Annotated in this window: 13 protein-coding genes; 4 read left to right on the top strand and 9 right to left on the bottom strand. The window is 71.0% G+C overall.

Annotated elements, in window-relative coordinates; all coding sequences use genetic code 11:
* Position 1 precedes the first annotated feature (1 nt).
* The 4 genes from ACIA77_RS31710 to ACIA77_RS31695 are packed head-to-tail and all read right to left on the bottom strand — an operon-like array spanning position 2 to position 3,756.
* Positions 2-1,075, bottom strand: a complete 1,074-nt coding sequence (locus ACIA77_RS31710) for an MSMEG_0568 family radical SAM protein (RefSeq protein WP_395889682.1) — start codon at positions 1,073-1,075, stop codon at positions 2-4.
* Between the two features lie 9 nt (positions 1,076-1,084).
* Complete coding sequence (locus ACIA77_RS31705; RefSeq protein ID WP_395889681.1) at positions 1,085-1,597, bottom strand: MSMEG_0572/Sll0783 family nitrogen starvation response protein; 513 nt, start codon at positions 1,595-1,597, stop codon at positions 1,085-1,087.
* A 3-nt stretch (positions 1,598-1,600) separates the two neighbouring features.
* Complete coding sequence (locus ACIA77_RS31700; RefSeq protein WP_395889680.1) at positions 1,601-2,437, bottom strand: amidohydrolase family protein; 837 nt, start codon at positions 2,435-2,437, stop codon at positions 1,601-1,603.
* Positions 2,437-3,756, bottom strand: a complete 1,320-nt coding sequence (locus ACIA77_RS31695; protein ID WP_395889679.1) for an MSMEG_0569 family flavin-dependent oxidoreductase — start codon at positions 3,754-3,756, stop codon at positions 2,437-2,439. Before ACIA77_RS31695 ends, ACIA77_RS31700 begins: the two co-directional genes overlap by 1 nt.
* A 332-nt stretch (positions 3,757-4,088) precedes the next feature.
* Here ACIA77_RS31695 and ACIA77_RS31690 point away from each other — a divergent pair, with 332 nt between their 5' ends.
* Positions 4,089-4,466: a hypothetical protein gene (locus ACIA77_RS31690; protein WP_395889678.1), complete on the top strand. Its 378-nt coding sequence runs from the start codon at positions 4,089-4,091 to the stop codon at positions 4,464-4,466.
* Between the two features lie 51 nt (positions 4,467-4,517).
* Here ACIA77_RS31690 and ACIA77_RS31685 read toward each other — a convergent pair whose 3' ends face one another.
* Together ACIA77_RS31685 and ACIA77_RS31680 are read right to left on the bottom strand one after the other, a co-directional pair.
* On the bottom strand, positions 4,518-4,733 hold the full coding sequence (locus tag ACIA77_RS31685) for a ferredoxin (protein WP_395889677.1): 216 nt from the start codon (positions 4,731-4,733) through the stop codon (positions 4,518-4,520).
* A 2-nt stretch (positions 4,734-4,735) separates the two neighbouring features.
* Positions 4,736-5,926, bottom strand: coding sequence for a cytochrome P450 (locus tag ACIA77_RS31680; protein WP_395889676.1), 1,191 nt, complete (start codon positions 5,924-5,926; stop codon positions 4,736-4,738).
* Between the two features lie 199 nt (positions 5,927-6,125).
* On the opposite strand from ACIA77_RS31680, the gene ACIA77_RS31675 reads away from it, so the two are divergent.
* A complete protein-coding gene (locus tag ACIA77_RS31675; protein WP_395889675.1) occupies positions 6,126-6,482 on the top strand; it encodes a cupin domain-containing protein in 357 nt (118 codons plus the stop codon).
* Here ACIA77_RS31675 and ACIA77_RS31670 read toward each other — a convergent pair.
* Both ACIA77_RS31670 and ACIA77_RS31665 read right to left on the bottom strand, forming a co-directional pair.
* Complete coding sequence (locus ACIA77_RS31670) at positions 6,473-6,913, bottom strand: YrhB domain-containing protein (RefSeq protein WP_395889674.1); 441 nt, start codon at positions 6,911-6,913, stop codon at positions 6,473-6,475. The two genes, ACIA77_RS31675 and ACIA77_RS31670, sit on opposite strands and share 10 nt — an antisense overlap.
* A 12-nt stretch (positions 6,914-6,925) precedes the next feature.
* On the bottom strand, positions 6,926-8,797 hold the full coding sequence (locus ACIA77_RS31665; RefSeq protein ID WP_395889673.1) for a toxin glutamine deamidase domain-containing protein: 1,872 nt from the start codon (positions 8,795-8,797) through the stop codon (positions 6,926-6,928).
* A 188-nt stretch (positions 8,798-8,985) separates the two neighbouring features.
* Here ACIA77_RS31665 and ACIA77_RS31660 point away from each other — a divergent pair, with 188 nt between their 5' ends.
* Positions 8,986-9,555, top strand: coding sequence for a TetR family transcriptional regulator (locus ACIA77_RS31660; protein ID WP_395889672.1), 570 nt, complete (start codon positions 8,986-8,988; stop codon positions 9,553-9,555).
* 200 nt (positions 9,556-9,755) lie between these two features.
* On the opposite strand, the gene ACIA77_RS31655 is transcribed toward ACIA77_RS31660, so the two are convergent.
* The gene (locus tag ACIA77_RS31655) at positions 9,756-12,548 is read right to left on the bottom strand and encodes an FAD-binding and (Fe-S)-binding domain-containing protein (RefSeq protein WP_395889671.1); all 2,793 of its coding nucleotides are present in this window, start codon (positions 12,546-12,548) and stop codon (positions 9,756-9,758) included.
* Between the two features lie 166 nt (positions 12,549-12,714).
* Between ACIA77_RS31655 and ACIA77_RS31650 the strand changes: the two genes are divergently transcribed.
* Positions 12,715-12,984 carry a hypothetical protein gene (locus tag ACIA77_RS31650; RefSeq protein WP_395889670.1) on the top strand — a complete coding sequence of 90 codons (270 nt, stop codon included), beginning with the start codon at positions 12,715-12,717 and terminating at the stop codon, positions 12,982-12,984.
* Positions 12,985-13,061: the final 77 nt, after the last annotated feature.

Genomic DNA, 13,061 nt, shown 5'->3' with positions numbered 1-13,061 from the left:
CTCAGCCTCCCACCGCGCTCAGCACACTGCACGCGCCGCAAGCCGCGCAACCGGCACCCTGGTCGGCGCCGGTCATCCCGGCGGCCCGCAACAGCTCGGCGACCCGGCCCGTCACGTCGCGCACCAGCGCCGCCGGCGGAGCCACGGCGCCGTCGCGGCGGGCCAGCGTGCCGAGCATCGGCCGCATCGGCACGACGAACGGGTACACCCCCCGCTCGATCAACCGGCCCGCGCCCGCCACGAGCGTGTCCGGGTCTTCACCCAGGCCGATCAGCAGGTACGTGGAGACGCGGTTGTGGCCGAACACTCGCACCGCTTCGTCCCACGCCGCCTCGTACTCGACCATCGGCACGCTCGACTTGCCCGGCAGCCAGCGCCGCCGGATCTCGTCGTCGAGCGATTCGACGTGGATGCCGATCGAGGTCGCGCCGGCTTCGTGCAGCTCGGTGAGCACACCCAGGTCGCCGGGCGGCTCGATCTGCACCTGGATCGGCAGACCGGGCACGGCGTCGAGCACCGCGCGCACGCAGCGCACGAGGTGCCGGGCACCGCGGTCCGGGCCCGCCGTCGTGCCGGTGGTGAGCACCAGCTGCCGCACCCCGTCCAGCCGTACCGCCGCTTCCGCGACCTCGGCGAGCTGCGCCGGGGTCTTGGCCGCGATGGTGGAGCCGGCGTGCAGCGACTCTTCGATGGCGCAGAACCGGCACCGCTGGTCTTCGACGTAGCGGATGCAGGTTTGCACGACCGTGCTGGCGAGCACGTCTTTACCGTGCAGCAGCGCGATCTTGCGGTACGGGATCCCGTCCGTTGTGGACAGGTCGTAGAACTTCGGCCGGGCCACGGGTGTCACGGACAGGCCTAGGTCGAGCCGGCCGCGGAAGATCTTCCCGTCCCGCACGGAGTACGGGCTTTCGTCGTTCAGGGGCAGCGTGGCGTTGGCACCGTCGACGACGAGGTGCCCGTCGTCGCTCGGGCCGGCGCCCTTGCTGCGCTGGACGGGTGCGGTCATCCGCACGCCGCGGACGGCGAGGTCCGCGCGGGTGTCCAGACTGTCCTCAGTGGTGCCAACGCGCACGCGAGCCTCCTAGAACATGTACGTGGAGTTGATGATCGCGCCCTTGCGCGCGTAGTGGATCAAGGCGTCCTGCACGTCGAGCGGGTGCGCGGGGATCACGCCCTCGATGAGGTCCTCCTCGCGGGCGCCGTGCAGCGACAGGCCGAAGCGGCAGCAGTAGACCTTGCCGCCCTCGGCGATGAACGTCTTGAGCTGGTCGTTGATGTTCAGCTCACCCGGGAACGCGGCGTTGCCCGTGGTCGGGAACCCGCGCGTGGCCAGGCAGTTGAGCGAGCCGGGGCCGTAGAAGTAGAGCGCGGTCTCGAACCCCTTCCGCAGCGCGCGCGTCGCCTGCAGGATCGCCACGAAGCTCACCGACGACTCGTGCGCGATGCCGTGCACCAGGGTGAAGTACGACTCACCGTGCTCCGCCTGGTAGTCGGGGAAGAGCTTGGTGGAGCCGTAGAGGTTCGAACCCTGCGGCAACGACGGGTGGGGGATCTCGTCGAGGCTGGTCTTCTCGAGTTCGGTCAGCTCGGCCATCGGTCATTTCCCTTTCTTCGGTCCGTACAGCACCTCGAACGTGCTCCGGAAAACGTGGTCGGCCAGCTCGCCGTCGCCGACCGCGGCGGTCAGCTTCGCGAGCTCGCCTTCGTGGTCGCCCCACGGTTCGTCGGAGGCGAAGAGCACGCGGTCGTGCCCGATCCCGCGTCGCGAGATCTCCTCGGCGAGCCAGCGGGGGGTGAAGCCGATCGCCCAGGACAGGTCGGTGTAGACCTGCTTGCCCGCGGCGATCCAGTCGAAGAAGCGGCCGCCGGCGAGCTTGAGGTGCCCGCTCATGCCGCCGCCGAAGTGCACGAGGTGCACCTTCACGTCGTCGGCGTAGGTGTCCACGAGCTTGCCCACTTCGTCCACATCGGACGCGGCGCCGGGCGAGGTGTGCACGTGGACGACGAGGTCGTGCTCCCGCGCCGTGGCGAAGATCCGGTCCAGCTGCGGGGTGCACGCCGGGTCGCTCGCCCGGCCACCCAGGAGGAAGCTGAGCTTGAGCGCCCGCACGCCCGGTTCGCCTGCGAGCTTGAGCGCGGCGTCGGTGCGGGTGGCGTCCTCGGCTCGCGGTGACACCCAGAGCGCGGCCGCGATCCGGTCGTCCTTGCCCGCGGCTTCGACGCAGAGCTCGTTGAAGGAGAACGCGATCGCCGGGTCGGGCACGCCGTAGTTCGGGATCACGAGGGCGCGTTCGGTGCCTTCGCGGTCCAGATCGGACAGCAGCTCGGCGATCGTGGCGCGCGAGCCGATCGCGGGCGCGATGGGCGGGCCGCCGTAGAACGGGTGCGCGGGCAGCACCCCGAGGTGGCGGTGCGCGTCGGTGAGCCCGCGCATCACGCCACCGTCCTCGGGGCGACCCACTCGTCGTCCGGCGCGGTGTTCACGGGCGTGCCGGAGATCCAGCGGACGTCCGCCGCGCGTTCCCCGGCGAGGATGCGCTGCGTCAGGTACTCGGCGTCGGCGCCGACGCCGCAGAACCGGCCGGAACCCCACGTGTGCTGCCAGGGCAGGCCGAGGAAGAACAGCCCGGGGCAGCTCGTGACGCCGCGGCGGTGCGTCGGGTAGCCCTTGCCGTCGAACACCGGGACGTCGATCCAGCGGTGGTCGCGGCCGAAGCCGGTGCTCCAGACGACGGCGGAGATCGCCGCGGGGTCGAGGGTCCCGGGTTCGTCGTCCGGGTGCCACACCGGGACGTAACGGGCTTCCTTCGGCGCCGCGATGCCGCGCGCGGTGATGTGGGCGTCGATCGAGTCCTTGATGCCCTCGGACACAGCGTCGGCGGCGTCGAGGTTGCGGCGCAGGTCGTCGGCGAAGACCAGCTGTCCGTTGTGGACACCGGTGAGCCGGCCGTGGAGCCGCATGCCGTCGCGGGCGAAGGCGCGCAGGTCGATGTCGTGGCCCCCGTCGCGGCCGGTGACGTAGTGGTTGGCGCGGAACCGGACGGCGTCGGCGTCGGCGAACTCGTCGATTCCCCTGGCGTAGTAACCCATATCGTCGAGCCACGCCACAACGTCGCGCCCGCGGTAGCGCCGCGCGACCCGCGGCGCCGACCCGACAGCCAGGTGCACGCGCCGCCCGGCCAGGTGCAAGTCCTCGGCGATCTGGCAGCCGGACTGGCCGGTGCCGACCACGAGTACGTCCCCGTCGGGCAGCTGGTCCGCGTTGCGGTACTCGGAACTGTGCAGCTGCACGACGTGCTCGGGCAGCTTCTCCGCCAGCCGCGGCGTGAGCGGCACCTGGTACGGCCCGGTCGCGACGACCACGTGGTCCGCGGTGAGCTCACCGTGCGTGGTGGTCAACCGGAAGCCGCCGCCGGGCAGCTGCCGCAGCCGCGTGGCCGTGACGCCCTCGACGAGCGGTGCGTCGAAGGAGTTCTTGTACTGCTGCAGGTACTCGACGATCTCGTCGCGCACCATGAAGCCGTCCGGGTCGTCGCCCGGGTAGGGGAAGCCGGGCAGCCGGCATTGCCAATTGGGGGTCACCAGGCAGAAGCTGTCCCAGCGCCGCGCCGACCACTCGTGCCCGGCGCGCTCACGCTCGAGCACCACGTGCCCGACCCCGGCACCCGCCAGGCACCGCGACATCGACAACCCGGCCTGCCCGCCCCCGACCACGATCACCGGCCTGTGCCGGCCGTCGAGCTGGAGATCCATGCCGCACAGTGCACCGGGTTCCCGAGTCCGGACGATGTCGTCCGGAACACCGCCGTGTTACCAGAACTGCGCAGGGTTACGGTTCGCCACGCTCCGCGTTAACACGATCTTCGGCCCTGGCCGGCGGTAACAGCCGTCGCCGGATGATCGATTCCCCGAGCCGGGGCGACCGAGGCGGTCTCCCGAGCACGAGTGCTGAGGTAACGCTGCTGGGTCAACCAGTGGTCAGCAGGTGAGGGGGACGGGTGGGCCGCTAGATCACGAAGAGAGGTGACTCGGAGCAGGCGTGGAGCCGGCTGAAGTTCAGGGAGCTCGAGCGCGACACCGACTGCTTGGCCGCGACCTCGGGCCGGGTTCGCGACTTCCTGGTCAAGACGCACTGCACCTCGCTCGAAGGCATGCTCCTCGCCGTCGGCGACGGTCACGGCAACGCGGCGGTCGTCTCGGTCGTGCGCGTCGGGTTCACGACGAAAGCGCAGGCAGCCGAGTTCCGCAAGGTCGAGACCGTGCAGGGCAGCGGCGACGTCCGGCCGTGGGAGATCGCCGCCATCCTGGGGCTCGCCGGCGTGCGCATGACCGGTCTCAATTACTCCGATCGCGCCGACGGCGCCGGGCTGGTCGTCGCCGAAGCGGACCAGGCGACGGGACACGTGGAGCGGGCGACGCTCGAAGCGCTCGCGGACGTCGCGGCCTATTTGCCGGTCAACTGACCCGACGAAGGACCCCGCTGAAGAGAGCAGGGTCCTTCGTCGGGCGGAGAACTACGGACGCGGTCCCACGATCTCAGCGCCGTCGGTCACCGTGATCGCCATCGCCGGGCAGGAGTCGGCGGCGTCGAGGACGGTTTCGTCGGGTGGGGTGGTTTCGGTGAGGGGGTGGGCGACGGCGCCGTCCAGTTCGAAGAGCTCGGGCATGAGCGAGGCGCACATGCCCGAGCCGATGCAGGTGTGCTCGTCGATCTCCACTTTCCAGGTCATGGTCACCAGCCGATCGGCATCGAGCGCGGTCCGCGGACCAGCATTTGCGTTTTCCACACGATATCGCCCGCCAGGTGCAGGTCCGGAAGTTCCCGCGTGAGCGCGTTGAGCGCCTCCTGCAGCTCCAGCCGGGCCAGGGGCGCGCCGAGGCAGTGGTGCACGCCGTGGCCGAAGCCGAGGTGGTGGGTGTCCTCGCGGTCGAAGGTGAGCGTCTCGGCGTCGCGGAACTGCAGGCGGTCGCGGTTGGCCGCGCCGATCGCGACGAGCACCGGCTCGCCCTCGCGAACGAGCACGTCGCCGACCTGGACGTCTTCGGTGGCGTAGCGCGCGAACCCGGCGCCGGCGCCCAGCGGCACGAAGCGCAGCAGCTCCTCGACCGCGGCCGGGATCAGCGACGGGTCGTCGACGAGCCGCTGCCACTGCCCGGGCTGGTCGAGCAGCGCGTAGACGAAGTTGGGGATCTGGCTGGCCGTGGTCTCGTGCCCGGCGATCAGGATGCCGACGCACAGGTCGACCAGCTCGAGCTCCGTGAGCCGGTCCTTCACGTCGCGGGCCTCGATGAGCGCGGTCATCAGGTCGTCCTGCGGCTGCTCGCGGTGCTGCGCGATCAGCCCGGCCATGTACGCGCGCAGCTCGGCGCGGTTGCGCTCGAACTCCTCGGCCGTGAGCCCGCTGGTGGTCAGTGCCGCGTCGCTCCACACGCGGAACTTCGGGCGGTCCTCGGTCGGCACGCCGAGCAGCTCGCAGATCACCGCGACCGGGATCGGCAGCGCGTACAGGTCGACCAGGTCGGCCGGCTGCCCGGCGGCCTTCATCTCCTCGATCAGGCCGGTGGCGAGCTCCTCGACGCGCGGACGCAGCGTTTCGACGCGCCGCACGGTGAACGCCTTCGCGACCAGCGTGCGCAGCCGCGTGTGGTCGGGCGGGTCCATGGTGAGGATCCCACCCGAACGCCGGTGCGCCGCCATCCGCGGCTCGTCCTTCTGCTCCGACATGGCCCGCGAGAACCGCCGGTCCCCCAGCACGAACCGGGCGTCGGCGAACCGCGTCGCGAGCCACGCCGGCTCGCCGTGCGGCATCTGCACGCGGATCATGCCCGCCGTCTCGCGAGCAGCGGCGTACGCCTCGTTGAGCGCGAGCCCCGCGTCCTCGTTGAACGGGTAGGCGAGGGGCTCGGACTGCGTGGTGGTCATGCGGAGAACTCCCAATCTCGCGGAAAGTCCGGTTTGTAAGCGCCTGCTTACAACTCACGGTATCGGGTTGCTCCCGCTTTGTCAGCCACTCCAGCGCGCTGAGATCAACACTACTTTGCGTAGCGGTATCACGTCACATTGACGACCGTCAGACAGGCGCCATAGCCTTGGCTGGCAGCCAGCCGAAAGGGGCCACACCGTGAGCGACCACGCGCCACCCGGCGTCACCGAGACGACGTTCTCCCGGACGACCGTCGGCGACACCGACTACGTGCTGCTCCAGCTCACGATCGCGCCGGGTGCGAGCACCGGGTGGCACACGCACCCCGGCCCCATCCACTCCGTCGTCCACAGCGGCGCGCTGACCCACGACCTGGCCGACTGCGGGCACACGGAAGTCTTCGGGCCCGGCGAACCCTTCATCGACCACGTCGACGAAGTCCACTTGGGACGCAACCTCGGCACCGAGCCGGCGGTGATCATCGGGCTCGCCGTCCTGCCCCACGGCGCTGCGCTCGGCGCACCCGCCGCCGACCCGGGGTGCGGCTACCGCTGACCCCGCCCCGGCGCCTGCGTGTGGCCGCCGAGGAAATTGCCCGTGCCCGGGTCGAGGTGCCCGCGCAGCACGGTGTCGTGCACGCTCGGCGCGACCGTCTCGGCGGGTTCCGGTTCCGGCGCCCACCCGGCGAGGCTCTCGCCGCTTTCGCGGACCTCGTCGAGGAAGTCCCGCACCGGCAGGTAGGTGGGCGGGAAGAACGCCGGCGTTCCGGCCTTGGGCACCGCGATCACGCTCGGGATGCACATCTTCTCGCGGTCGCCGTGGTCGAGGAAGGCGATGCTGTTGAACGGCACGATCCACGCCAGTTCGTGCTCGCCGACGAGGTCCTCGCGCAGCCGCACCGGCCCGGCCGAGGGGTGCACGAGACCCGGGCCGAGCGAGCCGGCGAGAAGCCGCGTCGCGGCGGCCAGAGCTTCTTGTCGTTCCATGGTTTCCGTCCGTCAGCCGTTGGTGAGGTGCTGGTTCCAGGTGAGCCAGTCCTGGTACTCCTGCGGCACGTCGTCCGCCGCGCCCGCGCCAGCGGGTACCGGTGCGGCCGGCGGTGGCGGCGGCACGGGGTGCGGAGCCGGCGGCAGCGGGTTCACCGGCGCCGGTGCCGGGGGTGCCGGCGCCGCGGGGCCGTTCAGCGAGATGCCCCCGGCTTGCCGGCCCGGCGGGTCGTAGCGGAAGTACTCGAGGTTGCGCGGGTTGTCGTCCAGCTTGCCCAGCTTCCCGGACTGGCCGTCGACGAACGCGACCCCGTCACCGTCTTTGATGACGTTCATGACGTGGCTCGACCCGTCGTCGCGGTGCACGATCACGAACCCCTTGCTGTTCGGGTACGCGTCGGCCCGCTGGATCACGTCGTCCCAGCTGTCGAGCTGGTCCGGCTGCCCGCTACCCGGGTTCTTCTGCCGCAGCGGGTGGTTCCGGTCGGGGTAGGTGCCGATCTCGTCGCCCTTGCGGAGCACTTCCGCCTTGTGGACGTTGCCACCCAGCATGTCGTCGACGGCCGTGATGCACTTCGTGCAGTTCTGGTTGTCGCGGAGCTTGAAGAAGCCCTGCTTGTTGAGGTCGTTGAGCTGCGGGTACTTCTTCGCGGCGAAGTTGTTCGCACCCGGGGTGTCGGCGTTGAGCGAGGGCCGGGTGGTGCCACCGGGACCGGCCTGCGGACGCACTTTGCTCGCCGGGACCGGGTTGAACGCGTCCTTGATCTTCTTGCCGATCGGGGTGTCGGTGAAGCCGTGGACGGACGCGTCCTCGAGGTTGCGCGAGGCCGGGCCGGGCGACTTCGGCGTGCCGCCACCGGCGCTCGACGTGTGCGGGGTGTCGCCACCGCCGGCGCTGGAGGCGTGAGTGGAGTCGTCGCCCTTCGGCGGGGGCGGCGGATCGCTCTTCGGCGGCGGCGGGGGGTCACCCGCGCTGGACGAATGCGTCGAGTCGTCACCACCGGACTTCGCCGGCGGCGGCGCACCATCACCCCCACCCTTCGGCGTGCCACCACCACTGCCCGCGGGCTTGGGCGGACCCTTCGGCATCGGGCCCACGTCGCCACCCTTACCCGCCGTCGAAACCTTGCCACCCTTGATGTTCTTCAACGCCTTCGCAGCGTCCTCGAACAGCGTCCCGGCCTTCTTCAGCAACGGGATCAGCGCCTTGAGCGCCTTCACCAGCTTCGTCACGATCGACGTGATCTGCGACGCCGTCTTCGCCACCGCACTGATCACCTGCGGCACCACCCACGCCAAACCGATACCGAGCGTGAACACCACCTGCAACGCCCAGCTGATCAAATGCCCAACCAGCTCCGAAATGATGTCGCGCACCAGCGTCCGCACCGCCGCGACCACCTCACCCGCGGTCTTCACCCCGGACGACGCGCCCTCGCAGCCCTTCTGCGCCGACTGCAACAACGTCCCCAGATCCTGCGCCCGCTGCCGGTAGGCATCCGACGCATCCCCGGACCAGGACTGCAGATCCGACATCACCGCGCTGTTCAGATCCGAGGCGACGCTGCCCAACTCCTTGGCAACATTCGCCCACGTCTCCGACTGCGCCTTGATCTGATCCGCATTACCGGTCAACCCGTTCAACGCGTCCTTGAGCGGCCCGACATGCTCCATCAACCAGCTGACCCCAGCCGCCAAGATCGCGCCGAACGGATCCATCGCCATCGACAACGCGTCCAACGCGGTACCCACCGCGCCCATCGCCACCGACGCCCAATCACCCGACTCGATCGCCGACGACAGATCGTTCGCGGTTTCCAGCAAGGAGATCCCCGAGTACGCCTTGGTCGAATCGACCGTCGGGGCGATCAACGGATTGCTCATGCGGAGTCCCCTCTTGCCCTGTTCACGATCTCCAGTTGACCACGATCGAACGTCCACCGGTGGTTCAGCTCCGCGCTGTGGCCATGCCCACAAGAGGTGCCGGTTCTTACCCGATCGAGTGCGCGGTCCGACCGTGACCGAACGCGGTAACGCGCTCACAGTGCGCGCTGCGGTTAACCTCGTTCGCCATGACCGCAGAATCGCAGGCCCGCAGGCGGGACGCCGCGGCGACGAAGGCGGCGCTGCTCGACGCGGCCCAGGAGCTCTTCGCCGAGCGCGGGTTCGACCGCACGACCGTGCGGGACATCGCGAGCCGCGCGGGCGCGAACCAGGCGTTGCTGTTCCGGTACTTCGGCAGCAAGGAAGCCCTGTTCGAGGCGGTGATGGCGCGCGGCGGCTTCGCGCAACTGGAGGCGACTCCGCCCGAGCGGCTGTTCGGCGAGACGCTGCGGAGCCTGCTCGAGGACTCCTCCGAGCGCCGTGACCGCTCCCTCGAGACGTACCTGCGCTCCACCGGCAGCGACGGCGCCGGAGCCGCGCTGCGCGAACAGCTCGGCGAGGAGTACGGCCGCGTCCTCGCGTCCCTCACCGACGAGCCCGACGCCGCCCTGCGCGCGGACCTCGCGCTGGCCTGGCTGCTGGGCATCGGCCTCGTCCGCGCCGTGACGCGCAAGGAACCGCTGGCGAGCGCGTCGGCCGAGGACGTCGCACGCCTCACGGAACCGGCGGTGCGGACGTTGCTGGAGCGCAGCGAGTAGCGAGTGCTGAACGTCTGCCCGCCGATCTACGCGGACGAGGCCATGACGGAACGCAGTCCACCACGGCCCTGCCGACCTCGACGCCGCCTTCGCCCGCCGCCGCCTCGCGTACGGCGAAATCCACGCCGGGCCGCGACGCCACCAGCGGTCAGCCACCCCTCACCAGCTGACCGACGTGCCCGCACCTGGTGGGGCACGGGCTAGCGCAGCGCGCGCCGCACCAGTTGGGCCAGGTGTTCGGCGCGGCGGCCGGACTCCTGGGCGATCTGGGTGCGGCAGCTGAAGCCGTCGGAGAGGACCACAGTGGACTCCGGTGTCTCGCGCAGCGCGGGCAGCAGCCGGTCTTCGGCGACGGCCTTGGACACGTCGTAGTGGCCCTTTTCGAAACCGAAGTTGCCGGCGAGGCCGCAGCAGCCGGAGTCGAGCGTGGTGTTGCGGACGCCGGCGGCCCGCAGCGCCGCCTCGTCGGCCGCGAAGCCGAGGACGGCGTGCTGGTGGCAGTGCACCTGCGTGACGGTGTCGACGTCCAGCGCTGCTTCGAGGGGCCGCGGCGCGTCGGCGAGCAGTTCGGCGAACGTGCGAGTGCGCTGCGCCAGCAGCTTCGCCACCGGGTCGCCCGGCAGCAGCGCCGCCAGGTCGCCGCGGAAGAGCGCCGTGCAGCTCGGTTCCAGGCCGGCGATCTCGTAGCCGGCGTCGAGGTACGGACGCAGCACCGACAGCGTCCGCTTCAGCACGCGCTTGGCCACGTCGAGCTGGCCCGTGGACACCCACGTCAGTCCACAGCAGACTCCGCCGTCGGGCAGGACCACGTCGTAGCCCGCCGCCTCCAGCACCTCGGTCGCGGCGTCGAGGACTTCGGGCGTGAGGTAGTTGTTGAACGAATCGGGCCACAGCACGATCCGCCGCTCGCCCGTCGCCCAGCGGCGCAGGTCCTTGCGCGCCCGCGTGAACGGCACGGGCGCCAACTCCGGCAGCTCGCGTTCCGGCGCGATGCCACCGAAGCGTTTCAACGCCGACGCGGCCCACCGGCGCTTGCCGAAGAAGTTCGCGACGCGCGGCGCGAGCGACACCGCGCGCAGCCACATCGGCAGCCAGCCCATGGAGTAGTGCGACGCCGGGCGCCGCCGGCCGCGGTAGTGCTGGTGGAGGAACTCGGCCTTGTACGTGGCCATGTCGACGTCGACCGGGCAGTCGGACAGGCACCCCTTGCACGACAGGCACAAATCGAGCGCGTCGGCCACTTCTTCGGACTGCCAGCCGTCCCGGATGACCTCACCGTTGACCATCTCGGCGAGCAGGTGCGCCCGCCCGCGTGTGGAGTGCTTCTCCTCGCGGGTCGCGCGGTAACTCGGGCACATCACGCCGCCGCCGCTGGTGTTGCGGCACTTCCCGACGCCGACGCAGCGGCGCATCGCCTGGCCGAAGCTGCCGCGGTCCTCGGGGTAGCCGAGCACCGTCACGTCCTCCAGCGCGAGCGGCGCGCGGCGCACGCGCAGGTCGGCGTCCACCGGGCGCGGGTCGACGATGATGCCGGGGTTCATCCGGCCCTCGGGGTCGAAGATGCCCTTGAAGCGCCGGAAGAGCGCCATCATCTCGGGGCTGTACATGCGCCCGAGCAGTTCCGAGCGGGCCTGGCCGTCACCGTGTTCGCCCGACAGCGAGCCGCCGTGCGCCGCGACGAGGTCGGCGGCCTGTTCGAGGAACCGCCGGAACTGCGCCTTGCCCGGGGTGGACAGCAGGTCGAAGTCGAGCCGCAGGTGCAGGCAGCCTTCGCCGTAGTGGCCGTACACGACGCTGCGGCGGCCGTGTTCGCGCATCAGTTCCTTGAAGCCGCGCAGGTACGAGCCGAGCCGCTCGGGCGGCACCGCCGCGTCTTCCCAGCCGGGCCAGGCCTCGGCGCCGTCGGCGAGCCGCGTCGCCAGACCCGCGCCCTCCTCACGGATGCGCCACAGCCGGCGCTGCGCCGCGGGGTCGTCGAGGACGACGGATCCGGTGAGCGCGCCGCCGAGCGAAGCCGCCAGCTCGCGGGCGCGCGCGGCGGCTTCGGCCGGGGAGTCGCCGGCCAGCTCCACGAACAGCCACGCGCCACCGGGCGGAAGTCCTTGCGCCCGGCCGGGTTCGAGCATCGCGACGAGCTCGGCGTCCACGCCCTCGACCGTGTAAGGCGAGTACGGCAGGATCGCCGGCACGGCGTCGGCGGCGTCCACATCGGACGGGAAACCCAGCACGGCGAGCACGCGGTGCTCCGGCAGTTCGGCCAGCGCGACGGTCGCGCCCAGCACCGTCACACACGTGCCTTCGCTGCCGACGAGCGCCTTCGCGACGTCGAAACCGTTCTCGGGCAGCAGGTGTTCGAGCCCGTACCCGGAAACACGGCGGGAAAAGCCGGACAGTTCCGTGCGCAGCAGCGCCAGGTTGTCGCGGACGAGCGAGCGCAGTTCGGTGAAGACGCGGCCTTCGGTGCCGGGCCTGGCGGCGCGCGCGTCCACTTCGGATGGCGTGGCCGGCCCGACCGTGAGGCGCGTGCCGTCGTAGAGGAGCACGTCGAGTTCGCGCACCACGTCGACGGTCCGGCCCCACGCGACGGAGTGCGAACCGCACGCGTTGTTGCCGATCATGCCGCCGAGGGTGCAGCGGTTGTGCGTCGACGGGTCGGGCCCGAACCGCAGCCCGTGCGGCGCGGCGAGCGCCTGCAGGTCGTCGAGCACCGTACCGGGCGCGACCCGCGCGAGCCGCGCTTCGGGATCGAGCCAGTCGACACCCCGCACGTACCGGGAGGTATCGACGACGATCCCCGGCCCGCACGAGTTGCCGGCGACGCTCGTCCCCCCGCCGCGCGCCACGACCGGCGCCCCGCGCTCGCGCGCCGCCGCGACGGCGGCGACCACGTCGTCGACCGTCCGCGGCAGCACCACGCCGAGGGGCACGTGGCGGTAGTTGGACGCGTCGGTGGTGTAGAGCGCGAGCGTGCCGGTGTCGGTCAGGATCTCCACGTCCTCCATTCAAGACACGTGGTCCCGGCGACGGTGCAGGGGGGACCCCGGAAAGTCCCGGCTTCACCCCAGAGAACGGGTGAAATGCGCGACATGCCGGTTGCGGATCCCGAAACTGTCGGTGGTCGGAGTTCTACTGGAGCCAGCGTGGGAAGGAGGCACCGCCATGACCACCGAGCTGAACCACCGTGAGCGGGCCACCCTGAAAGCCGTCGCATCGGGGCGCGCCGAGATCAGCTGCAGCTGCGAACCGGACCTGTTCGTCGACGGTCTCAGCTGCTGCGACCAGGCGACCACGCGCCGCCTCGTGCGCGCCGGCCTCATCGAGCCCGCCACCGGCGGGCCCTGTGGCGGCCGCGTGCTCGCCGTGCTGACGGCGGCCGGGATGGTGGCCCTCAACGAAGCAGCGGCGCCGAACGCCGTGACGGCGGCCTGACGGCCGATCCTGCAGTACTCGCGCGTACTGAAGCGCGCGCTACACGATGCCGCGCGGAATCGGCGCCGCACCAACGC

The organism is Amycolatopsis sp. NPDC051903 (assembly GCF_044452505.1).
GTDB lineage: Bacteria > Actinomycetota > Actinomycetes > Mycobacteriales > Pseudonocardiaceae > Amycolatopsis.
The sequence above is the reverse complement of the archived record's forward strand: the minus strand, read 5'-3'. Positions and strand labels throughout refer to the sequence as shown.

Excerpts from the sequence above, each read along its gene's own strand:
- ACIA77_RS31660 (WP_395889672.1), top strand. The coding sequence starts at position 8,986 with ATGACCGCAGAATCGCAGGCCCGCAGGCGGGACGCCGCGGCGACGAAG.
- ACIA77_RS31665 (WP_395889673.1), bottom strand. The coding sequence starts at position 8,797 with ATGAGCAATCCGTTGATCGCCCCGACGGTCGATTCGACCAAGGCGTAC.
- ACIA77_RS31650 (WP_395889670.1), top strand. The coding sequence starts at position 12,715 with ATGACCACCGAGCTGAACCACCGTGAGCGGGCCACCCTGAAAGCCGTC.
- ACIA77_RS31685 (WP_395889677.1), bottom strand. The coding sequence starts at position 4,733 with ATGACCTGGAAAGTGGAGATCGACGAGCACACCTGCATCGGCTCGGGC.
- ACIA77_RS31680 (WP_395889676.1), bottom strand. The coding sequence starts at position 5,926 with ATGACCACCACGCAGTCCGAGCCCCTCGCCTACCCGTTCAACGAGGAC.
- ACIA77_RS31705 (WP_395889681.1), bottom strand. The coding sequence starts at position 1,597 with ATGGCCGAGCTGACCGAACTCGAGAAGACCAGCCTCGACGAGATCCCC.
- ACIA77_RS31670 (WP_395889674.1), bottom strand. The coding sequence starts at position 6,913 with ATGGAACGACAAGAAGCTCTGGCCGCCGCGACGCGGCTTCTCGCCGGC.
- ACIA77_RS31700 (WP_395889680.1), bottom strand. The coding sequence starts at position 2,437 with ATGCGCGGGCTCACCGACGCGCACCGCCACCTCGGGGTGCTGCCCGCG.
- ACIA77_RS31695 (WP_395889679.1), bottom strand. The coding sequence starts at position 3,756 with ATGGATCTCCAGCTCGACGGCCGGCACAGGCCGGTGATCGTGGTCGGG.